Here is a 22377-nt window from a genome sequence, read left to right as displayed (position 1 = left end):
CATGACAAGAAGCAAAGTGAAATAATATTCGATAACAAATACGCGATGGGATGAGCCTGTAAATTAAATTGTGTAATTGCTTATAATTAGGCCTGAACAGGCTAAGGATAAGCAACATGGATAAGAAAGCTCTCGAAGCATTTGCTCGTGAAGCCGCTAAGTCAATCAAGACCCCTTCAGATCTAGATGACTTTCGTAAAATGTTAACCAAGGTGACTGTTGAGACAGCGTTAAATGCTGAGCTTGATGACCACCTCGGTTATCAGAAACACGCTGAAAAGCCCGATAAGAATAGTCGTAATGGTTATTCATCCAAGACCTTGATCACCGACGATGGTGAGATTGAACTGGATGTACCTCGAGACCGAGATGCCTCGTTTGAACCGAAGCTTGTTCGTAAGCATCAAACTCGATTTCAATCGATGGATGACAAGATATTAAGCCTTTACGCCAAAGGCATGACAACTCGTGAAATCGTCGCTACGTTCAAAGAAATGTACGATGCTGATGTCTCTGCAAGCCTCATATCTAAAGTTACCGACTCAGTTCTAGAGCAGGTTGTTGAATGGCAATCACGGCCACTGGATGCAGTCTATCCCATCGTCTACCTTGATTGCATCGTGGTGAAAATCCGCCAAAACAAACAGCTCGTCAATAAGGCGATTTACTTGGCTCTGGGCGTAAATATCGAAGGTCAGAAAGAACTTTTAGGGATGTGGATATCTGAAACGGAAGGTGCGAAGTTCTGGCTCAGCGTTCTCACTGAACTCCAGACTCGAGGTATCAACGACATTCTTATCGCTTGTGTTGATGGCTTGAAGGGCTTTCCAGATGCTATTAATGCCGTATTCCCAAAAACCCAAATACAGCTCTGTATCGTCCACATGGTGCGCAATTCAATGAAGTATGTCCCTTGGAAAGACTACAAGGCTGTAACGGCAGATCTCAAAGGTATTTACCAGTCGAATACCGAGGAAGAAGCGCTTCTGGCCCTCGAACAATTTGGTGACCAGTGGGATGATAAATACCCACAGATAAGCCGCTCTTGGACAGCGCATTGGGATAATTTAAATACATTGTTCAGCTACCCTCAGGACATTCGTAAAGCCATTTACACGACGAATGCGATAGAGTCCTTGAACAGTGTGATACGCAAAGCGACAAAGAAGCGTAAGCTATTCCCCACGGATGAATCAGCGAGGAAAGTTGTCTATCTTGCAATTATGGATGCATCGAAACGCTGGTCGATGCCAATAAGAAACTGGCGACAGGCTCTCAATCGCTTTATGATTATGTTTGAAGACCGACTTACTGATTACTTGTAACCCAAAGCAGTTACACAGAATTATTTACAGGGTCGATGGGATCTTCGGCCTTGCTCTCAATATTTACATTAATCGATGTTCCTCAACCCCCCACCATCAAAAAATAAACCAGCAAACTACTTAACAAACCAAGATCTCGTTTGATAACTAATTTAGTAAACAAGAAAAATTAACCTCATAACGCTGCGCAGGCGACGCGTTATCCATGAGTTCAACAGGGATTTGAGTATGACTGCATTAATGTTTGGTCGCGATTTAGGATTGGCCGACTCTTCACTTAAAAACTTAGCCGGTCAATTTAATAAAAGGGGTCAGTGTCAAATTAAAGCAACTATGCTTAAGCTGAACCTCTTAACCAAGGCAAAGGTATGGATAGAAAGCGTTGATAATGGTTTAACAGTCAATGTTCCAACCAAAATAACTAGACAGCCATCCCAACTGGCAACCACCATCAGGGTGAGAGCAAGAGTGTTCATTTTACGTGCAGTTTGATTTCAAACCAATCATAGTTTAAAAAGCACAGTTTAAGCGGTTAGTTAGCATCCAATTTACGTTCGATAACTATTCCACTCTTGATTGAAAAACGCTCGTATTATCGCCCTGGATTACCCATTAGATTATTTTTATTGAAGATGACATATTTGATATTTAGGATGGGTGTCTAGATATTTTCCTAGCAACTGACGCATATGGGCAAGTAAGCTCATTTATGTTTAGAGAGGCGGCTAACAATGAAACAAAGTAATTTGGAAACATTGCGAGGTTCAAACTTAAAGGCTGGGCTCTTCGGTGGAGGATACGCTGGTGCACTTGGCCTTGTAGACGGGGTAGTTGATGGGCTACTTTCTCCAGAACCACTGAATTACCCATTGATTGTTATTTGTTTGTTTCTAGTAGCTCTAGGCTTGCCCCAGAAGCACATTATTTCTTTACTACTTAGGAGCAAATCCTTTGCGATCAAAACGGTTATATGCTCGTTATTTTCTCTTTGGTTGTTTGTATACTTTGAGCATCCAATTATGAAAATCCTAGCTCTAGCACCTAGCTTGTTTATCTTTTTCTCTTCCTTTAAGTACAGTTCGACTGATTTGATAAACTAACCACTGAAATAAAAAAAGAAAGAAAGGACACCCAAGTCTTTTTGACATGTTTCTACTGAGTTAACAAGAGACCTATCTACAAAAGTAGGATTAGAAGGTGGCCGATTTGTTGATGTGTTTGCTTCCGCATATGAAGAAGCTTTCATAACGATAGCAAAGGAAGCCTTAAAAGGAAAAGCCACGTTACCAAAATTTGCAGCGAATGCTATTGTAGGGGCTGGGGAGGCTGTCTATAACAACTATTTTGTTGAGTCAGATTATGATATTACTCCATGGTTATCACATAACAGTCATGGATTTGATGTTAAGTATTTGTGGGTACCTAAAGGGGATAATAATAAACTATGAGAATGCTAATATTTGGCGTGGTATTATTAGTTACTTCTATGCAACTGTTAGCTCAGGATAATTGTCATGAGTTTGTATGGCGTAAGATCTTTGGTGCACAATTTGATAAAGAACCTGAGAAAATACGCGAACGTCTGGTTGTATGGTTAGATAAGTATTTTCCTGACGGTTTTCAAGGTGGCGAGGCCGAGTCAATTTGGTCAAAGCTTAAACTTGAACCGGAATTATATGATAGAAATAAACTAGACACCCATTCTAAAAACAAAAACCTTTCACGCTCTCGATAGCCAAGATTACGCTTTTAAATCCCATCATCTTCGCCGAGTCGCGCAAATGAACAAGGGAGCAAAGTTGAAGTCTGTTTGAGCGTAGTGTTTACTTCAACGCCCTTGTGAGTGAGCAACGGAGGATCTAAGAAGATGCTGGGCGAGCTTTCTTTTTGCTTCGCTAAGCTTTGCTCGTTGAAGCTTAATGATGTCGCCGTAGGCGAACGCTTTTACCCCGTAGCTAACACAGAACGGAGCAGGACTGGGACAGATCACGGATGCCCAACAGTTTGTTTAAAGCAATAATGATCAACATTTATTGTAAACGAGCAAACTTTATTGTCCGCAGATAGTTCCAAGCGGCTCGGTTTTAGAGATACAGCGCTCATTAATCTTGAAATTGAAGCTTCAGAACATGGTTCATTTAAAGCTATCGAAGATAGCCATCAGACGAAATGAACCATGTCCATGAAAACACCAAATAGTATTTTTCCGAAAGTTTGTGACTCGATATCTCGAGTTGAGCGTTTCGTTGCTTCAGCGCTCTCGGGTTTAAGCGTCAGTCTTCAAGCGGGCTTTATCCCAAGCTTTGTGATCGATATCTAGGTCTGAGAACTTGGCAGGATCAAATACAGGGTGCTCTATGCCTGCCTTTAATTGTGCTTTGTAGTCATTTAATAAACGGGTAATGGTCGGGAATAACATCAGCAGCGCTAATAAATTCACAATTGCCAAAACACCCATCATCGGATCGGAGAAGAAAAACACCGATGTTGCTGCTGGCGCAACGGCACCGAGAAATACCATCGCAACCACAAACATACGTAGTGAATGCAGCGCAGCTTTACTCTTCGACATAAAGGTGATTGCGTTCTCACCAAGGTAGTAGTTGTAGATAATCGAACTGATTGAAAACAGTAAAATCGCAGTGGTTAGGTAATACTTGGCCCATTCACCGACATGAGAGACTAGCGATTGCTGAGTCAACACCACTCCGTCGATATTGGCAGCACCTGGTACATAAACATCACCAAGTAAGATGATGAATGCAGTACAACTACAGATTAATATCGTATCAATAAATACTGAAAGTGATTGAGTAATCCCCTGACTGATCGGGTGGGTTACATCGGCCGTAGCGGCAACGTTTGGCGCAGAACCAAGACCCGCTTCGTTAGAGAACAGACCACGGCGTAGACCTTGTGCCAGTGCAGCACCCATACCGCCACCAACCGCTTCTTCAAAACCAAAAGCATTGGATACAATTGAATAGATAACACTTGGAATTTCAGTAATGTTGAGCAGGATAACAATCAGTGCCATCGCCACATACCCAACGGCCATGATAGGCACAATCACATCTGCTACTTTTGCGATACGTTTAATCCCACCGTAAACGATGAAACCAGTGATAACAGCCAGAACAATGCCACTCCACATACGGTCAATGCCCATACTGTCTTGCGCAGCACCGGCCACAGTGTTGCCTTGGAAGGCATTAAATCCGATTGCAAATGATGCGATCAAACAAACGGCATAAACATAGGCCAGCCATTTGTAATCCTCTCCAAGGCCATGAATGATGGTGCGAGCGGGGCCGCCACGAAAGGCGTTGCCTTCTTTACGTTTGTAAAGCTGAGCGAGTGAACATTCGATCAGACTGGTCGCCATTCCTACCAGCGCAATGGCCCACATCCAGAATACCGCACCCGGTCCGCCTAAAGTGATAGCAACCGCAACGCCAGCGATATTACCACCCCCCACGCGGCCACCCACAGAGAGTAGTAGCGCTTCACGACCAGAAATCGCATTTTTGCCAGCGGTTTGGTTTTTGTTTAAAAGAACGTGGAACATCCGCCCAAAAAACTTAAATTGAACAAATCCTGTGACCAAGGTGAAAAACAAACCTAAGATCACCAGAAACGGGATAAGTGCCCATCCCCAAGTGAGGTCACCAATGACCCCAAAAAATGACTCTATTAATTCCATTTTGTTGATTCCTAAAATAAATAAGCTTTATTGCCCAGTAGCTACCGCGCAAAAAATTTCGCAGAGCATAATGCATGCCATAACTTGAAGTCAATTTGTGCTAAAAGTTATATCTTTCTTCGACTAGTGATTGCAGCTGTGTACCCAATAAAAACAGGCCGTTGCTCAGGGAGAGATGAAGCAGCTTGCTCGAATCGTGAGTTTGTTCAGAAGTAAATAAAAGGATAACAAAAACAACAATAAAATAACAACTGCGGTAAATTAAATATAAACACAATCGTGAGGTACGGACAAGAGCAGCATTGCTATTTTGATTCGTTCTTGGCACGAGTCGTATTTTATTTGCTTAGCATTCGGCCATCCCTTTTATTAGTGCGCAACAATTACCAGCAAAACAAAAGTTCACTGCTTAACTCTGCTGGATCTTGCAATATGATCTCCACTGGTTTTTGGCATGTTTGTTGAGCCAGATTAGCCCTCAGTGTTTGCTCCAAGCAAAGAATCCTTAAGCGCAGCTTTTGCATATTGCAAAAGCTGCGATTTTGCTTCTGAAAACCCTTTGTTTATGGTCTCTGTTTTTATGTAATTAATTGATATTTAAGGCTATATATTCATTGGCATGATATTGGCACTAAATCCGTCGAGAACAAATGTTTTGTGGAGCTAATTATGAATATGCAATTAACAACTTCCGTTCAAGGTGATATTACCGCATCCATCGTAGGTGCCTTAGACGCCAGCTCATGTGGCCAATATAAACATGTCTTTGAAGATCTTTGTCAGAGTTCGGCCAACAAGGTCATTGTGGTGAATATGACTCAAGTCAGCCAATTGGATGCTTCTGGTATTGGCGCCTTGGTATTTATGTTTAAGCGGATTCATGCCGCAGGCGGACATTTGATTATTTGTGGTGCTCAGCAACAACCTCGCGATTTATTGATGATGCTAAGAGTTAATCAAATTATCACCATGTTTGATACCTTACCTTCAAGCGCCAGCGTGCACCAATCATTGTCGTCGATAGCTGCATAATTGAAACTCAAGGAGTCTGCCATGCGTTGTATTGTGATAGGTCTGTTGTTATTGATTGGCTCGGGTTGTAGTTCTTGGCCAAAGCAGGGTCGAGGCGGTTTTGCTGAGCACCAGTTGAGTATTTTAGCTTGGTTAGATGGTAGTAGCGGCAGTCTCCAGCAGAGTGAAATTGGTCCGGAACACGGCTTGCAGTTTGAGTCAATACTGACCAAACACCAGCTCGACTTACTGGTTTTGGAAGGTGCTGAACTGTGTTTCCCAGCCTCAGTGGCACAGGCGCGCAGTCAGCAACAACGGATCATTCGGGAACTGGAAGGTGGTTTAACCCTAGATGCCGCCAATGACTTAGAAATACAGCAGCATTTTCTCGCAATGTTAGAGCAGCGGCTCGACCGAGTCTTACAAAGTGGCGCTTGTCAAACTGATAGTTTTGGGCAGATCCAGTCATCGCGGCTCATGGTGAGCATTAGTGATGCGCTAAACAGTAACAACCAGTTTGCCTTCGATTCCAGCGAACTTACACCAGCTTATCGCGATCAGCTCAGCCGTTTAACGCCAATCATTGTTGCTAGCAAGTTATCGCTGATGATCACCGGACACAGTGATAGCAAGGGCGATCAGGCTTATAAGCAAGATTTGTCTTTGGCACGAGCGCAACGAGTGGCCGACTACATGGTGGAGTTAGGCATGCCGCAATCGTTGATTAAGCTACAAGCCGCCGCCGATTCTCAGCCCTACTTTACTGGCGATAGCGATGAGGTTCGCCATTCTAACCGACGTGTCACCGTGAGTCTGATTGACTCCTATCCTAGCAACGCCATGCCGCGTTTTGCTGCCGCAGAATAAGGAATCGCATTATGAAAATTAGCAAAATTCCATTTCCCGCTTGGATGCTCATTGGTTTAGTGATCAATATGTTCATGATATTCGAAGCCAATGCTGCCAATCCTCAAGTACAACCTGGCGATGTGGTTCGAATTGTTCTCCCGGGCGAAACCTCCCTAGACAAACGTTTTGAGGTGGATCGCAATGGTCGGTTGATACTGCCTGAAGTGGGACCAATCATGGTGTCCGGTTTTACCGAAGCACAAATGCAACAAAAAATTAAGCGAGAATTGTCCAACGCTTACCGAGATTTGGCTGGTTTGCGAGTATTGCTAGAGGAGCGTCGAATTCGGATTAGTGTATTGGGCTTTGTTGATAAACCAGGTGAAGTGGTTCTTGCTGAAGGCGCTGGGGTGCAGATGGCGATTCAAGCGGCTGGTGGCTTACGGGCTGGTGCTCAGCTAGATCGCTTGCAACTCCGCCGGGCTAGTTTTAGTCAGCCGCAGGTATTTAACTACAAACAATATCTCGATTCGGGCGATTTGGCTGCGTTGCCTCGCTTGCATTCGCTCGATGTATTATTTGTTCCTGCATCGCCGAAAATTGGCAATGTGGCGGTGGATTTTGATCCGAATAGTTTGAACGACAATGGTGATGCCGCTGAAGACCGCACCGCGGTTAAAGTATTTGGCGAGGTTTATAATCCAGGGAGTTTTTCTTATAAAAGTTCAGCTAATTTAGTGGATATGTTAATGCGCGCTGGCGGGGTGACTCGTTATGCCAGCGTAGAGCAAATTCGGGTGATTATTGACGGAGAACCTAAGTTATTTAATCTGAAACGCTATCTGGATACCGGCGATAACGATTTGTTGCTGAGCTTAACTGCGGGCACCACCATTTTTGTACCGAAGCAGGAAGAGGAGATTAAAGCGGGCGCGAATACGGTGTATGTGATGGGGGAAGTGTTCAAACCTGGTGCCTACGAAGGCAATCAAGCGGCGGGGTTCTTAGATGTATTAGCGAATGCCGGTGGGCCGAGTCGCTTTGCCGAAACCCGACAAATTCGAATTATTCGTAGCAGTGGCGCGGTAGAACGTTTTGATTTGCAGTCTTTTACCGAAGGTCGCAGTGCTCAGTTGCCTAGAATCATGGCGGGTGACGCGATTTTTGTGCCCGAAAAAACCGATTTAAATGAAAAATCATGGACCAAGGTGTCACCGAACCAAGCGGTAAAAGTGATGGGCGAAGTTAATCGGCCCGGTCGTTTTGAGTGGGCTGACGAAATGAATCTGATGGATCTTTTGGCGCATGCCGGCGGCCCAAAACCAAACGCAGACATGGCCAAAATCACCGTATTATTCAGTGATGCTGGTGGCACGACCCGCTCGGTTAACTTTAATTTAAACGCCTACCTTAATGGCGAGATAAACAATCAACAGATGCCGCGGATCGTGGCGGGCACTACTATTATGGTGCCGCAACTACCCGATGACCCAAGTGATAATAAATCGCAGTGGGTGCGCCAAAGTTCGGAAGATTCAATCTATGTATTTGGTCAAGTGGTGGCACCTGGCCGCTATCGTTTTGACCCGAGTATGCACTTTTTAGACATTCTTGCCGCCGCCGATGGTCCTTCAGAGCAGGCTGATATTAGTAATGTACGGATTAGTCATCGTAATGGTAAACATGCGTCGGTATCGAAACTCGATTTAGCTTTGTACTTCGAAACGGGCGATGAGTCGATATTACCCAAGGTGGTTCCTGGTGATTCGATTTATATTCCAGAAAAAAACCGCAATTGGTTGTCTGAAAAGAAGGAGCGCACGGTACGGGTATTAGGTTCGGTTAGTAAGCCGGGTCGTTACCGCTTTAATGATGAGATGACCTTATTAGACCTGTTAGCCGAAGCGGGTGGGATTGATAGCGAGGGCTATCCGCAAAAAATCACCGTGGTGAACCTATCTTGTTGTAAGGATCAGGCGCGAACTTTTGACTTGCTCGAATTTTCTAAAACGGGTGATTTCAGCCTGTTACCGGTGATCCGTGCAGGAGACACCGTATATATTCCATCGCGTGCCGAAAGTGGCTGGGTAAAAGCTCGTCAAGGGCTAGAAGATGTCTTTAGATTGATTTCTGTGAGCGCATTATTGGGGTTCCTATGATTGCATTACCTTCAACTTATCAAGAACTAGAGCGGGTCTATCAACGACTACCGAATCATCAAAATAGTTGCATCGGGGTGAGTGCTGCCCAACCCGGAGAGGGCGTATCAACGTTGGTGGATGCCATCGCTAAACGCGCCGCAGGCGCAGGGCGTTCGGTATTAGTGGTGGACTTTAATTTACATCATCCACGGCGCTTCGATTGCCCCTTATTTGACTTGGGTTGGGACCGAGGTGAAGTGAAAGGAGTGGTGAAAGACCCATCTTCGCTGGTGGATTATTTGCCAGCTCCTCTGGATAAGGCCTCATTACTTAAACTCAAAGAGCCGGGGTATATCGAACAACAGATTGAAGCTTGGAAGCAAGACTATCAATTGATCTTGATTGACACCTCGGCGATCAATCAAAACAACGGCGGTAATGTTTCGGCGCAACGCGCTTTAGCGGCCAGTGATGCCTGCATTTTAACGGTGTTGGCTGGGGTGACCGCCCGGCCAGCATTTCAAACCGCAGTGAACGATTTAAAGCTAGAAGATGTGCGCTTATTGGGGGTTGTGATGAACGATCGCTTTAATCCGAGTTTAAAAGCCGAGTTATTGAGAGAGTCCTCACGAATTACCATATTATTCCCTCGATTTAGTCAATATCTAAGAAGATTTCTTGTTAATTCTCAACTACTTTCAATAAGGGTGTGATATGTTTTCGAATATACAAATCGTCGATGGAGTGACGGAAAACTTGACCAAGCAAAAGCCAGCAGAAAACCCCTTAGTGTTAAAGGGAAAACGGTACTGGGCACAACGTAAGGTTCAGCTTAAAGCGACCCTATTACTACTGTGTCTGCTGTTAGTTGTGCTGTTTTCTTTAAATGCACAAGCGGTACAAAAAACTTACTCTTTTGGTATTGTGCCGCAGCAATCAGCGACTCGTTTGGTAGAGCAATGGGGGCCGTTGCTGGATGCGGTGAGTCTTGCCAGTGGCTATCCCTTAACGTTTAAAACCGCGCCGAGCATTCCTGAATTTGAGCAACGCTTAGCGAACGGCGACTATGATTTTGCTTATATGAATCCCTACCATTATCAGGTGTTTTCAGCCAATCCTGGTTATCAAGCCTTGGCTAAATCAAAGGATAAAACGCTGCAGGGGATCCTGGTGGTGAGGGCCGATAGTGAGATCCAAAATATTGCGCAATTATCGGGCGACACCTTGGCTTTCCCTGCACCGCAAGCTTTCGCTGCTAGTGTGGTGATAAGAGGTTATTTAGCTCAACAACAATTAGACTTCAAGTCGAAGTATGTGGGCTCTCACGATTCGGTTTATCGGGCGGTTGCTGCGGGTTTATATCCGGCAGGTGGCGGTATTCCTCGAACCTTTGCCAGCATCGATCCAGAAATTTTAAAACAGTTGAGGATCCTTTGGACGTCAGCTGGTTTTACTCCCCACGCCATCGCAGTTCATCCGCGAGTGGCTCCGGCGGTCAGTTCTGCAGTACAGCAAGCGCTGATAGGGCTCGCTGAACAACCGGATGATCAACTCTTACTCGCCGAATTGAATATCGACGGTTTTGTCAGTGCTAAGGACCAAGATTGGGATGACGTACGCCAACTAAATATTGGAACCCCTATCACTAAATAGCGTGACTTGAGGAATAAAATTGCGATGGCATTGAGCTTTAAAGCAAAAACCGTATTAGGGGTCGCCTTAATCGAATCAGTGCTATTAGCGATTTTGGTATATAGCAGCATTGGTTGGCTCTACGACTCCAATGAGATGCAAGTTGAACAACATGGGCGAATGATGTCCACTTTGTTCGCCTCAAGTACTAAAAATGCGCTGATCACCACAGATATCGCCACCCTCGATAGCCTTGCCTCAGAATTCGCTTCGCAGAGTGATGTGGCCTATGTGATTATTCGCGATGAGCAGCAGCGCGTTTTGGCTCAGTCGGGGGCCGATCCCAATGAAGACCCAGCCAATAATCCTGAACTGGGAGACCATGTCCACAAGGTATTTAATACTCACATTGAAGTCATGGCCGCCAATCACTTATACGGTGAAATTGATGTGGGCATTTATGACCATGGTCTGCATGGTTTGATTAGTGAAGCGAGTTCATTTGGGGTTGGCATTGCGGTATTGGAAATTGCGTTAGTGGCGCTATTTTCCTTTTTGTTGGGGACCTATTTAACGCGCCAGTTGGGTGGCTTACGGGATGCCGCAAAAACCATTGCTCAGGTGGGGCCAGGTTTTCAATTGGCGGTCAAAGGTCATGATGAGATTTCTGAAGTTGCCAGTGCCTTCAATAAGATGTCGGCAGCCTTGGAGCAATCTCATCTTGAGTTTAAGCAAGCTATTAATGTGCAGCAGCAACTGGCCTTGGAATTAGAGAAGAATCAGTCGATGCTAAGCGCGACCATCGCCTCGGCGATGGACGCAGTGATCACCACCGACCGCTATGGTTACGTGCTGGAATTTAGCCAGAGTGCCGAGCGTATGTTTGGCTATAGCCGTGATGAGATGCTTGGCCAAGAGCTGGCGGAATTTATTGTACCGAAGGCTTTTCGTGAGGCGCATCGCAAGGGTATGCAGCATTTTCGAGAAAGCGGTGAAGCGCCAGTACTTGGCCAGCGTTTAGAGTTGCCAGCCTTGCATAAAGAGGGACATGAGTTTTTGGCTGAGTTGACCATCAGTGCGGTGGAGCTGGGCGATAACACTATTTTTACTGCCTTTATGCGGGATATTTCCGACAAGAAACGGACTGAGCAAGAGTTGCAACTGGCCGCGTGTGCCTTCGATGCTAATGAAGCGATATTTATGACCGATCGGTACTCTAAGATTGTTCGCGTGAATAAAGCTTTTACTCATATTACCGGTTATTCGGCCGAGGAAGCGATTGGACAACAACCTTCTTTATTAAGCTCTGGTCAGCATGACAAGGCTTTCTTTGAACAGATGTGGCAGGGGATCCGCGAACAGGGAGAGTGGTCTGGTGAAATTGTCAATCGACGTAAAAATGGTGAATTATTACCGGAGTGGTTAAGCATTTCCTCAGTCAAAGATAGCCAAGGAAAACCAAGCCATTATGTCGCACATTTTACCGATCTGAGTGAACAAAAAGCGGTTGAACAGTCTCTGGAAAGAGCGAAACACGATGCCGAAGCTGCCAGCCTCGCCAAGAGCCGTTTTTTAGCAAGCATGAGTCACGAAATTCGCACTCCTTTGAATGCTATTATCAATATGTATCAGATCTTGAAGGAAACAGAGTTGAGTGCGGAACAGCAAAGTTTCGTGGATGTTGGTCATGAAGCTGGCCATACTCTGATGGCCTTAGTGAACAATGTCTTAGATTTCTCCAAAATTGAAGCGGGCCAATTAGACTTCAATAACGAATGGTTTTCTCCGGTGAAGGTGCTGCAAAGCATCGTTAAATTGTTTAGTACCACCGCGGCACAAAAATCTCTCAGCTTTAAACTCGATGTTGACTCACAGGTTATGTCGGAATACTTCGGTGAACCCCTGCGTTTTCGTCAAATTGTATTTAACTTAATGGGTAACGCGATTAAATTCACCCAGCAAGGCGGGGTGAGTCTGGCTTTACACCGCAGCCAGCATAAGGGCTTAGTATTGCAGGTAAAAGATACTGGGATCGGGATTAGTGACGAAGACAAAGCACGTTTGTTTGAAGAGTTTTATCAAGTAGAGAGTGGTTCAACCAAGCGTTATTCGGGAACTGGATTGGGGTTGGCGATTAGCTTACAGTTGGTTGAGAAAATGGGCGGGCAGATCTCCGTGGAAAGTCAGCTTGGGGAGGGCACCACTTTTTGTGTTGAGTTTCCTTTCAAAGGTCGCGCGGCGCCTGCGGTTCAGCTCGAAGATGTATTGGATCCGCACCAGCATTTAGATGCACTCACCGCCAGAGTCTTGTTAGTGGAAGATAGCGCGATGAACCGCACCGTGGTAAGCCAAGTGCTCAAAGATGTGGTGCAGCAACTTGATTGTGCTGAAAATGGTCAATTAGCGGTAGAGCGATGCCAACAGCAGCACTTCGATGTGATTTTAATGGATATGGCAATGCCGGTGATGGATGGTGTTAGTGCAACGCGGGAGATTCGTAATCACGCTGGACTCAACCAAAATACACCGATTATTGCGATGACCGCCAATGCCTTTGCCGAAGACAAACAAGCTTGTTTTAGCGCAGGTATGAATGATTTTATCACTAAGCCTATCGACATTGCCTTACTTCGGGCTAAACTAATCCAATGGTTTCATGCTTCAAAGCTCGAAGCGGATAAGGTTAAGCCTTCTGCGTGCACGGTGGAGCAGCCCCTTGCATTATTAAATCAAGACCAGCAAAGCGATACTGCGCTTCAGCCTGAGAGCGATCCTATTTTGCCAATGATCGATTTTAAGGTTTTGGATCAACTGGTTAAAGATGCGGGGATGGAGGCTTTGCCTGTGATGTTGTCGCTGCTCTATCAGGAAACCGAGCAGCAAGCGCTTGCCATTAAAGAGGCGTTTGCCGGACAGCAGTTTGAGCAGTTGGCGCTGGCGGCACATACCATGAAGGGCAACCTCGCAACCTTTGGTGGAGAAAAAGTACGCCAGTTAGCATTAGCTATTGAATTGGCCGCCAAGGCCGGCGATGCGGCAAGTTTAAAAGCGCCTGTCGCCGAGCTTGATGCGGTGCTTGGCGCAACCATGAATGCGATTAAACAATATGAACAAAACTTAGCAAGTTGAGGACGGTACATGGGAAGTGATATGAAAGCCTCGGTTTTGTTGGTGGAAGACAGTGCCACACTGGCCGCCACCTATCAGGCTTATCTCAGTAAAGACGAGCTTAAACTTGAACGAGTCGCCACTGGTGGTGCAGCTATCGAATTTCTTTCTAAGCAATCGGTGCAGGTCATGTTGCTTGACCTCAATCTTCCCGATATGAGTGGCATGCAGGTTTTAGAATGGATGGTAGAGCGCAGCCTGCCAACTTCGGTGATTATTATTACCGCCTACGGCTCGGTCGATGTGGCGGTCGATTCGATGCGTTTGGGGGTGGTGGACTTTATCGAAAAACCCTTCGACGCCAGTCGCTTGCGGGTAACGGTAAACAATGCGCTGAAATTACATAAACTAAAATCCTTAGTCGAGGACTATCAGGCGGACGCTGGGCGTGAGCGTTTCCATGGCTTTATTGGTGGCAGCTTGGCGATGCAGAATGTCTATCGAATGATTGAAGCGGTGGCCGCCAGTAAGGCAACGGTGTTTATTACTGGCGAAAGTGGCACCGGTAAAGAGGTTTGCGCCGAGGCCATCCATCAACAGGGACAGCGGGCCGATAAACCTTTTATTGCCCTTAATTGCGGTGCTATTCCTAAAGATCTCATGGAAAGCGAGATCTTCGGTCATGTGAAAGGTGCTTTTACTGGTGCCTCTTCGGCCCGGCAAGGGGCAGCTGCGCAGGCTAATGGTGGCACTCTGTTTCTCGATGAAATCGGAGAAATGGACATGGATCTGCAAACCAAGTTATTACGATTTGTGCAGACCGGTCGTTTTCAAAAAGTGGGTGGCAGTCAGGAAGAGCAGGTTGATGTGCGCTTCTTGTGTGCGACCAATCGCGATCCCTGGGAAGAGGTGCAAGCGGGTCGGTTTCGGGAAGATTTGTATTACCGTTTATATGTGGTGCCGATCCACTTACCGCCACTGCGTGACCGGGGTCTGGATGTACCAGCCATTGCGCAACAGTTTTTGCGCCGCTATGCCAAGGAAGAAGGCAAGCAATTTCGACGTTTTTCCAGCTTAAGCGCGACCATCATCAGCAATTATGATTGGCCGGGTAATGTTCGGCAGCTACAAAATGTGATCCGCAATATTTGCGTATTGCACGATGGTAAAGAAGTATTAGCCAGCCAGTTGCCGCCGCCGCTGAATCAATTAATTCCGGAAGGCGCGATTGGTGCCGATGGTCGCCATGCGGAGGAAGTGGCGACCAGTGAACCATCGAGCAATCATGGCAGCCAGTACCAAATACAGCCGCTGTGGATCACCGAAAAAGAGGCGATTGAGCATGCCATCGATCATTGTGATGGCAATATCCCCAAAGCCGCAGAGCTGTTAGATGTGAGTCCATCCACCATTTACCGTAAAAAACAGACTTGGGATGAGGCCGAGCTTTAAGCCTCGATAGTATTTTAAAAAAAGATTGATGGTTCAATTCTGCGGCTCGCTCATGGGGCCGCAATGTCTAAGGCTTATACCAATCTAAGGAATTATCTATTCATTCTTGCTCGCCTAAATCACCGTTAACCGATGGATGTATATGGTAATTATAGTCACGGGTGACAGCGCTTCATTGCTCGTTATTGGCAGATTTATTCTGCGCCATAACTTGCTCACATAATGAATTAGATTGGTATTAAGGCCCTATTCTCAACTCTAGCTTTCTGCGCCTAAGGTCTTAGGTTTAAGGCCCAAGGAAGTCCCCATTTTTAATTCTACCTTCTAGCGCTTAAGGCTCAGGCTCAAGGAGTCCCCACTTTTATTTTAGTTGCCAGCGCCCAAGGCCTAAGGTTTAGGGTTCAGGGAAGCCCCACGTTTAATTCTAACTTCTAGCTTCTAGCGCTTAAGGCTCAGGCTCAAGGAGTCCCCACTTTTATTTTAGTTGCCAGCGCCCAAGGTCTAAGGTTTAGGGTTCAGGGAAGCCCCACGTTTAATTCTAACTTCTAGCTTCTAGCGCTTAAGGCTCAGGCTTAAGGAGTCCCCACTTTTATTTTAGTTGCCAGCGCCCAAGGTCTAAGGTTTAGGGTTCAGGGAAGCCCCACTTTTAATTCTAACTTCTAGCTTCTAGCGCTTAAGGCTTAAGGAAGGCCTCAGTGTTAATTTGGGTCTATAAGGCTTAACGCTTGGACTCGACTTAAGCTTGGTTTGGCTGTTTAATTCCGCTTAAATCGTCGTCAAATGGCCAAGCAAGTATAAGCTATGCTGGTTTTTGCAGTTTGCGAATCTACCTTCAGGCTAACTGAATATGGTTTTATAAATCCGAGTAATATCTAGTTAAATCAGGTCATTATGGATCTGGCTTGGCTTTTGCTATCCAAGGGCTATCGGTATCTAACTCAGCACAGACAGGATGGATTATGAAACCTTGGAAACCTCTCGCCTTGGCCTTGCTCTGCTCTCCAATGAGTAGCTATGGGGCGGCATTCTCAACTTGCCCGACGCAGGCATTTTTAGTGCAGCAAAACGTTGCACAGCTCTTTGGTGTGAATTTAGCCACTGGTCATTACCAAACCCTCTCTTCTGATATGGGGACCAGCGGCAAACTAAACGCCATCGGGTTTAACCTGCATGACGATCACCTCTACGCCTGGAGTTACCAACATCAAACGCTGGCCAAAATTGGTGACGACTATCAGCTGCAGCCGCTCAGTCTGAATTGGAATGGCATCGATAGTCAGGTGAATTTTTATGTGGGAGATGTGGCGGTGGATGAAAACGCTCACTATTTGTATCGCAGTGGGGTGGATCGCGGTCTGTACCGGGTGTCTTTAGCCCCCAATGAGGCTGACTATTTGAGTATGCAACGGATCGTTGATGGGGCCGCGCTAAACCTGCGGATCTTTGATATGGCCTTTCATCCCGACAACGGCATGCTGTATAGCGTTGATAATAAGGGGGTGTTATGGCGGATTGATCCCAACGATGGTAGCAGCCAGTCGTTAGCAACGGTCGGTCAAACTGGCACCTTTGGCGCAGTGTATTTTGATGTAGACGGTAATCTCTACATTAGCCGTAATAGTGATGGTTTAATTTTTCAAATCGACATTAGTGCAGCACAGCCTACCGCACTGCGATATGCCCAGGGCCCCGCTTCGAGTAATAACGATGGTGCGCGTTGCGCCATCGCACCAATTGTCGCGGAAGATGATGCCAACATCGACTTTGGCGATGCACCGTCAAGTTTTGGCACCCGTTTGGCCGAAAACGGCGCCAGACACCAGTTGGTGGCCGGGGGCATTCGCCTCGGTCAGCGGGTGGATGGGGAAATGGATGCCTATGTTTATCCAGCCAGCGATGACAGTTCTCGTTTGTTGGATGATGAAGACGGTATCGCCTTTGTCACCGCTCTGCAGGTGGGTTTAGATTTTGTACTGCAAGTAGATAGTTCTGGCGAAGGCTATTTGAATGGCTGGATCGATCTCAATGGGAACGGCGTATTTGACGTTCAAGAGCAGATCTTGAATGACCAAGCGGTGGATCCCGGTGTTCAGTCTTTGTTGGTCTCTATCCCCGAAGGCTATACCAGTGGCGAGCGTTGGGCTCGCTTTAGAGTTAGCTCGGTCGCTGGGGTGCAAGCCACTGGCGGGGCGCCCGACGGAGAGGTGGAAGATTATCAAATTTATGTGGGGGATGCGGCGACTCAGGTGAGTTACTACCCCAGTGCCGATGGCTATGCCACGGTTGCCTTTGAAGATAACTGGCCCGCAGCGGGCGACTACGATCTGAACGATTTAGTGGTGAATTTGCAAACCAAAGTGCTTAGCTTTAACAATGCAGAGGTCGCCCGTATTGAGTTGCAGGGTGAGGTGCGGGCGGTGGGTGCCAGCTTTCATAATGGTTTTGCCATTCGTATTCCGGGCCTCGCTAAAAGTTTGCTCGACAGGGCTACCATCCGTTTTGAAATCAATGGCGAGCTGCAAGCACACAGCGTAATTGACGAAGCCAGTGATGAGATTGTGGCGATTATTGCGAGTGATGTGCGCCAGTACATTAATCCGCAAAATCAATGTGATTTTTACAAAACTCAAAGCGATTGTGAAGGGGCGGGGCAGCTCCATTTTAAAGTGCATTTACCCTTGCTTGAAGGGCTTGATTTGGCGAGCCTGCCAAGTGCGCCGTTTGACCCTTTTATTTTTGCTACCGAACATTCACGCGAGCCCTATTTTAGTGACTCGCCAGCGCGTGGTTTAGAAGTGCATGTGAAAAATCAAAGCCCAAGTACCCAAGCCAGCGATAGCCTTTGGGGAAGTTTCGATGACAGTTCAAATCCATCTTCGGGCAGTTATTACCAAACTGCTAATGGCCTGCCCTGGGCGATTATTGTGCCCTATAACTGGCAGTATCCCTTCGAGCGAGTCAGCGTTGCCGATGCCTATCCACAGTTTTTGCAATATGCACAAAGCGAAGGTTTAGAAAGTGGTGATTGGTACTTATTAGAAAATGCGCGTAGCGAGTTAATTTATCAACAAGAGGGGAAGTAACATGACTGGCTTTACACAAATCACAAACCGACTGTTTTATAGCTCAATCTTGGCGACCAGTTTACTAATGGTGGGCTGTGGTGGTGGCGGTGACAGCGCCCCTGCAAATAATCAGAATAACGAGCAGCCCGCAGCGCCGATTGAACCTGCACCAGTAGAGCAGCCATCAACCGTCGAGCCACCGGCGCCCAGCCCAGAACCTGCGCCTGTGGTGAGTAGCCTTGAGCAGCTCCAGGTTGCCGAAAATTTTAGTTTTGTTAATCAGCAGCAGCGGCAGCTGAACATTCGCTACCCCTATTCGCAAGGCGAGCGTGCTTATCTAAATATTTGCACTCATTGGAAAAATGCCGACAGTGGCAGCATCGAATACAGCTCTTGTTTATGGCGAGGCCAAATCAGTGCTTCGCAAATGGCGCTGCAATTGACCGTACCGGCCCATGCTTCGCTGTTAATTGCCGAAGTATGGCAGTTGTCTTCGGGAAATGTGAACAGCGTTCAGCAGCAGCTGAGCTTGGCTGAGTTTGGGACACAAACCCTGACTTTTAACTTTTAATTGAGTAGCGCCGATGCAAACTTATCGAAGCAGTGATACTCCCCCGCAAACTCAGGCGATTTGGCTGTTTATCGACAGCCAAACGGTCGGCGGGATTGAAAGCCACGTGGTCAATTTAGCTCAGGCTCTGGCCAAGCGCAGGCATCCGGTTTGTGTGATATTGTGGCGCGCCTATCAACCAGACCATCCGATGCTGGCCCAGCTTAATCAGCATCAGGTGGCTTGGCTGGTGCTGGATGGTTCGATACGAACACTGCGCCGAGCGTTGAATGATTATTCGCCTTGTGTGGTGCATAGTCATGGCTACAAGGCCAGTATTGTCGCCCGCTTGGTGCGTCTGTTTCAGCCCATCAGGCTGGTGTCCAGCTTTCATGCGGGTGAAGCCTGCCAGGGTCGTTTAGCACTGTATGATTTTGCGGATCGCTATAGCGCGTGGCTGTCGCAGCAACGCATTGCGGTGAGCCAGCCAATCGCCAGCCGGGTGGCGGCGTCTTGCCAAGTCATCAATAACTTTGTTGAGTTACCCGCAGCAAGGGCCAGCCTGGCAAGCGTGAATCGCAGCCCGACCATCGCATTGGTTGGGCGCTTAACTCAGGTGAAAGGTCCCGATCGTTTCTATGACTTAGCCAAGGCGCTGCCGCAGTTTGATTTTGCGGTGTACGGGGAAGGCGACTGGTTTGAACAGGCAAATCTCCCCCCTTTAGCGAACCTCGTCTTTCATGGCCGAAAATCTGCCATGAGCAATCATTGGGCGAATATCGACTTATTGTGCATGCCATCGCGCCACGAAGGTTTACCCTTAGCGGCGCTGGAAGCCATGGCGCGGGGGATCCCGGTGATGGCCACTAATGTGGGCGCCTTGGGTCAGTTAATCCAACATCGGGTGAATGGTTTCCTATTTGAGCAATTTCAGCGCAGCCAATGGCGGGATTGTTTGCTGGAGTGGCAGCATAGCACCCAGCTACAGCATGCGTTGAGCGCTCGGGCGAGGCAAACCGTGGCACAGCATTATTCTGCAGAGGCAGTATTGCCGCAATTTGAAGCTCTCTATCGGCAACTCTGGCAAAGCTAAAACCGCCAGTGATGCTTGGTGTGAGCAGCTTGCGGGGTCAAATGTTTGCTGGAGTGGCAGCATAGCACTTAGCTACAGCATGCGTTGAGCGCTCGGGCGAGGCAAACTGTAGTGGCACAGCATTATTCTGCAGAGGCAGTATTGCCGCAGTTTGAAGCTCTCTATCGGCAACTCTGGCAAAGCTAAAGCGGCCAGTGACGTTTGGTTTGAGCAGCTTGCGGGGTCAAATGTTTGCTGGAGTGGCAGCATAGCACTCAGCTACAGCATGCGTTGAGCGCTCGGGCGAGGCAAACTGTGGCACAGCATTATTCTGCAGAGGCAGTATTGCCGCAATTTGAAGCTCTCTATCGGCAACTCTGGCAAAGCCAAAACCGCCAGTGATGCTTGGTTTGAGCAGCTTGCGGGGTCAAATCAATGCAAGCTTAGTGCTCTGTCTTTATGATTAGTGTTTGAGGCCGCCGTTGGCCTCAGTCAGCCCTAATCAGGGTTTCATGGAGCGTGAGTGAATAAGGAACCGCGGTGAGTCTGATACAGAGCCAAGCAAATCTTCTCAAACAAGCGGCATATCTGCTCAAAGATATTGAAGCCGAGTTACATTTTCGTGCGCCATATTCTTCCAAACTAAAGCCAATCCGCGAGCTGCTGCAATGGCTCAAAGATGGCCAGCCTGTGGGGTGTTTTCGCCATCAATACGGGTCGGAGCAAGCCGATGCTGCAGCGGACGAGCATTTCGAGTTGAGTGATAGTCTCACGATTGACGATAGCTTGGAGCCAGACGCCTTTTGGCAGGCACCACTGGCTCAGTTGCTGGCGGAGTCGGCATTATGTGAAAACATCATGCTCAAGCTGAGCCAAGGTCAAGCGCAAGAGCTTATTTATAATCCCTTGATCTACGAAGCCGGCAAACCGTTTTTTTTCATCCTGAGTAAAACTCGGGAGCCACAGGCACTGGCTGCCTTTGTGCAGCTGTTCTGTCACTATCTGCGCTACAACGAGCAACTCGATTGGCAACAAATTCAGCCGAATAATGTGCAGGATTTAATGTGCAGCATCGTCATCCCCAGTCTGGCGAAGTTTCGCGAAAGTATGATTAGTGAGGTGATAGTTATGGATGAAACCCATTGGCATAGTGCGGTGGCGCTTGAAAATATCTTGCAACATGCTTCAGATCCCGAGGTCGGCATTTGGCTGGACGGGCTGAAGCTGAGCGTGGATGAAAACTACATGCCACCCATCGATAACTGGATCCTCAATGCGCTGCAGCTGCAGCCGGATGGTGATAATCCGCTGCAATTTTTTGAAACGCCGCAACAATACGTGTTATTTGGGAGTTAAATCATGAACGCTTGTTTATGCAGTGGATTGCTGGTGGCCTTACTTAGCGTGGCAAGCTGGCCGTTGTCGGCCGCCGATACCCAGCTGTTACGTCATGTTCAAGGGCTGAGCCGAGATTACTATTACCTGAATATCGAGTCGCCGGCCCAGCCCTTTCAGGTTCAGGATATTGTGGGGGGCGAGCACGAAAACCAATACTTCATCCTTGGTTTTGCGGGCGATCAATTCTCGATTGCCATCGATTCACTGGAGGGGGACGCTGGCTACTCGCTTGGAGGTGAGGGCTACCAAGCTCAACAACAGGCGGAGGGAGACCATGTGCTGGTGGAACAGCCGCACACTTGGATCAGGATTCAGGTGTCGGCCCATCCCTATGCCGAATATCGTTTAAGGGTGAAAAAATATGAATGAGCAAAACCCCGGGCAAGCCGCTGCCCGTGCGCAAATCGCGGCGCTGTTGGAGCTACTTCCCACCCTTAAAGCCGAGCTACGGTTTGCCGGTTGTGAGCAGGGGGCTCCCTTATTCAGGCGGATCGAGCAAATGCTGAGTGAGCTTAATCAAGCCCAGCGCTCGGCCATGGACTCGCGGTTTGCCAGTACCGCCGAGATTGAAGATCCGGTGGCCCACTTGCAGCAGTATCCGTTTTTAGCGCCCGTTTATCACTGCGATGGTCACGGCCATGTACAGGTTCAGCAGCCGCAAAGTCACCAGCCCCATTCCTTAGAAAGCTTATTACAGGCGATTGAAGATAAAAATGACTGGTCACGCTGTTTTTGCATGTTTGAAGCTCAGGATCCGGTCTGGTTAGCAGAGCTCGCCGAGCAGCTAACCAACAGCGCCGCTTACCATACGCAGTGTCAATTGAAACTGAGTGAGTTGCTCAACCAGCGAGCCCAGTTAATTGGCCTGTTGCAGGACGCTGACCAATGGTACTGGGATGCTGAAAATCATCACTTGCTGTTATCACTGATGGCCACCATCGAGAGTTTGTTGGTGGATGACGATAGCGACGAATTGGAACAGGAAATAGAACGCAGCATGCTAAACGCATTGAAACAGCGCCTGGCCGAGCGTTATCAGCAACTCGTGGACTAAATTTAGCTTCTGAGCAG

Annotated in this window: 19 protein-coding genes; 18 read left to right on the top strand and 1 reads right to left on the bottom strand. The window is 47.4% G+C overall.

Annotated elements, in window-relative coordinates:
* Window positions 1–116 precede the first annotated feature (116 nt).
* From ACRRS1_RS13635 to ACRRS1_RS13615, 5 genes are all read left to right on the top strand, one after another.
* Window positions 117–1325, top strand: a complete 1209-nt coding sequence (locus ACRRS1_RS13635) for an IS256 family transposase (protein ID WP_432454380.1) — start codon at window positions 117–119, stop codon at window positions 1323–1325.
* Between the two features lie 228 nt (window positions 1326–1553).
* Window positions 1554–1817, top strand: a complete 264-nt coding sequence (locus tag ACRRS1_RS13630) for a hypothetical protein (RefSeq protein WP_432467595.1) — start codon at window positions 1554–1556, stop codon at window positions 1815–1817.
* 239 nt (window positions 1818–2056) lie between these two features.
* A complete protein-coding gene (locus tag ACRRS1_RS13625) occupies window positions 2057–2425 on the top strand; it encodes a hypothetical protein (RefSeq protein WP_432467596.1) in 369 nt (122 codons plus the stop codon).
* A gap of 114 nt (window positions 2426–2539) precedes the next feature.
* The gene (locus tag ACRRS1_RS13620) at window positions 2540–2773 is read left to right on the top strand and encodes a hypothetical protein (protein WP_432467597.1); all 234 of its coding nucleotides are present in this window, start codon (window positions 2540–2542) and stop codon (window positions 2771–2773) included.
* Complete coding sequence (locus ACRRS1_RS13615) at window positions 2770–3060, top strand: hypothetical protein (RefSeq protein ID WP_432467598.1); 291 nt, start codon at window positions 2770–2772, stop codon at window positions 3058–3060. Before ACRRS1_RS13620 ends, ACRRS1_RS13615 begins: the two co-directional genes overlap by 4 nt.
* 531 nt (window positions 3061–3591) lie before the next feature.
* On the opposite strand, the gene ACRRS1_RS13610 is transcribed toward ACRRS1_RS13615, so the two are convergent.
* On the bottom strand, window positions 3592–5028 hold the full coding sequence (locus tag ACRRS1_RS13610; protein ID WP_432467599.1) for an alanine/glycine:cation symporter family protein: 1437 nt from the start codon (window positions 5026–5028) through the stop codon (window positions 3592–3594).
* A 669-nt stretch (window positions 5029–5697) separates the two neighbouring features.
* Between ACRRS1_RS13610 and ACRRS1_RS13605 the strand changes: the two genes are divergently transcribed.
* The 13 genes from ACRRS1_RS13605 to ACRRS1_RS13545 all read left to right on the top strand — a co-directional run bounded on the left by ACRRS1_RS13605 (window position 5698) and on the right by ACRRS1_RS13545 (window position 22360).
* Window positions 5698–6060, top strand: a complete 363-nt coding sequence (locus ACRRS1_RS13605) for an STAS domain-containing protein (RefSeq protein WP_432463462.1) — start codon at window positions 5698–5700, stop codon at window positions 6058–6060.
* A gap of 21 nt (window positions 6061–6081) precedes the next feature.
* Window positions 6082–6906 (top strand): OmpA family protein, encoded by an 825-nt coding sequence (locus ACRRS1_RS13600; RefSeq protein WP_432452624.1) that lies wholly within the window; start codon window positions 6082–6084, stop codon window positions 6904–6906.
* 11 nt (window positions 6907–6917) lie between these two features.
* The gene (locus tag ACRRS1_RS13595; protein ID WP_432467600.1) at window positions 6918–9047 is read left to right on the top strand and encodes an SLBB domain-containing protein; all 2130 of its coding nucleotides are present in this window, start codon (window positions 6918–6920) and stop codon (window positions 9045–9047) included.
* The gene (locus tag ACRRS1_RS13590; protein ID WP_432452626.1) at window positions 9044–9742 is read left to right on the top strand and encodes a hypothetical protein; all 699 of its coding nucleotides are present in this window, start codon (window positions 9044–9046) and stop codon (window positions 9740–9742) included. The genes ACRRS1_RS13595 and ACRRS1_RS13590 overlap by 4 nt, the downstream gene beginning before the upstream one ends.
* Window position 9743: 1 nt before the next feature.
* Window positions 9744–10682 (top strand): phosphate/phosphite/phosphonate ABC transporter substrate-binding protein, encoded by a 939-nt coding sequence (locus ACRRS1_RS13585; RefSeq protein WP_432467601.1) that lies wholly within the window; start codon window positions 9744–9746, stop codon window positions 10680–10682.
* Between the two features lie 24 nt (window positions 10683–10706).
* Complete coding sequence (locus tag ACRRS1_RS13580; protein ID WP_432452628.1) at window positions 10707–13790, top strand: PAS domain S-box protein; 3084 nt, start codon at window positions 10707–10709, stop codon at window positions 13788–13790.
* 21 nt (window positions 13791–13811) lie between these two features.
* Complete coding sequence (locus tag ACRRS1_RS13575) at window positions 13812–15221, top strand: sigma-54-dependent transcriptional regulator (protein ID WP_432467602.1); 1410 nt, start codon at window positions 13812–13814, stop codon at window positions 15219–15221.
* 959 nt (window positions 15222–16180) lie between these two features.
* A complete protein-coding gene (locus tag ACRRS1_RS13570) occupies window positions 16181–18304 on the top strand; it encodes an LruC domain-containing protein (protein ID WP_432467603.1) in 2124 nt (707 codons plus the stop codon).
* Window position 18305: 1 nt separating this feature from the next.
* Window positions 18306–18857, top strand: coding sequence for a hypothetical protein (locus ACRRS1_RS13565; RefSeq protein WP_432467604.1), 552 nt, complete (start codon window positions 18306–18308; stop codon window positions 18855–18857).
* Between the two features lie 13 nt (window positions 18858–18870).
* A complete protein-coding gene (locus tag ACRRS1_RS13560; protein WP_432463453.1) occupies window positions 18871–19929 on the top strand; it encodes a glycosyltransferase family 4 protein in 1059 nt (352 codons plus the stop codon).
* Window positions 19930–20448: 519 nt separating this feature from the next.
* Window positions 20449–21264: a hypothetical protein gene (locus tag ACRRS1_RS13555; protein WP_432467605.1), complete on the top strand. Its 816-nt coding sequence runs from the start codon at window positions 20449–20451 to the stop codon at window positions 21262–21264.
* 3 nt (window positions 21265–21267) lie between these two features.
* Window positions 21268–21675 carry a hypothetical protein gene (locus tag ACRRS1_RS13550; RefSeq protein WP_432452634.1) on the top strand — a complete coding sequence of 136 codons (408 nt, stop codon included), beginning with the start codon at window positions 21268–21270 and terminating at the stop codon, window positions 21673–21675.
* On the top strand, window positions 21668–22360 hold the full coding sequence (locus tag ACRRS1_RS13545; protein WP_432467606.1) for a hypothetical protein: 693 nt from the start codon (window positions 21668–21670) through the stop codon (window positions 22358–22360). Before ACRRS1_RS13550 ends, ACRRS1_RS13545 begins: the two co-directional genes overlap by 8 nt.
* Window positions 22361–22377: the final 17 nt, after the last annotated feature.

Origin of the sequence: Agarivorans sp. Z349TD_8, from assembly GCF_050870825.2 — a bacterium.
GTDB lineage: Bacteria > Pseudomonadota > Gammaproteobacteria > Enterobacterales > Celerinatantimonadaceae > Agarivorans.
The sequence above is the reverse complement of the archived record's forward strand: the minus strand, read 5'-3'. Positions and strand labels throughout refer to the sequence as shown.